The organism is Mesorhizobium sp. M1E.F.Ca.ET.063.01.1.1 (assembly GCF_003998155.1).
Taxonomy (GTDB): Bacteria; Pseudomonadota; Alphaproteobacteria; order Rhizobiales; family Rhizobiaceae; genus Mesorhizobium.
In genome coordinates, this window is the sequence record NZ_RZSC01001335.1 from 1 (window position 1) to 832 (window position 832).

The window sequence follows — 832 nt, forward strand, 5'->3', positions numbered from 1 at the left end:
TGGACCTCGCCGAGCCGCACCGACACGCCGGCCGAACGGCCGCGCACCGCGACCGCGTCGGCGGCGTCCGCCCCGGCGCGCTTGGCCGCCTCGACGAGCGCTGCGACGCGGTCGGTCAGTTTCGCTGCGTCGAGCGTATGGGTCATGCATTTGGTCCTGTGTGTTCAAACGACCCGGGAAACGGCCGCTGCCGCACCATCATGGATGCTGCCGCACCATCACGGATGCTGCCGCACCATCTATTGTTCCATTGCCGCTTGTGCAATGGCGGATGCGGCAATCTCAAGGCAATCGTCGCGGTTAGAGCTAAATGCTCCGCCGCGGCAGCAACACGAAAACGAGCACAGATCAACCGGCCACCGGCGCCCAGATCACATCCTCGATCCTGGCGGCACCCGTCGCCAACATCACCAGCCGGTCGAAGCCGAGCGCCGCACCGCTCGCCTCAGGCATGACGGCAAGCGCTTCGAGGAAATCCTCGTCCAGCGGATAGCGCTCGCCATAGACGCGTTCCTTCTCGTCCATCTCGGCGACAAAACGGCGGCGCTGCTCGGCCGGATCGGTCAGTTCGCCGAAGGCGTTGGCCAGCTCGACACCGCAGCAATAGAGCTCGAAGCGCTCGGCAATGCGCGGGTCCTCAGCGCTCGGCCGGGCAAGTGCTGCCTCCGATACCGGGTAGCCGTAGAGGATGGTGGCGCGGCCCTGCCCCAGCGCCGGCTCGACCTTTTCGACCATTACCCTGCTGAACAGGTCGGCCCAGTTATCGTCGGGCGCCGTGCGCAGGCCGGCGCGGATCAGCGCCGCGTGGAGCGCGTCGCGATCGGTGCTGCCG

General features: G+C 67.2%; 1 protein-coding gene and 1 pseudogene. Both read right to left on the reverse strand.

From position 1 onward, the window contains the following. Positions 1 to 146, reverse strand: a pseudogene (locus EOA29_RS43575) (TldD/PmbA family protein); the annotation flags it as partial. A 202-nt stretch (positions 147 to 348) separates the two neighbouring features. Beyond that, positions 349 to 832 (reverse strand): amino acid--tRNA ligase-related protein (locus tag EOA29_RS38390; protein ID WP_348628941.1); only part of this gene is annotated, 484 nt, incomplete at its 5' end.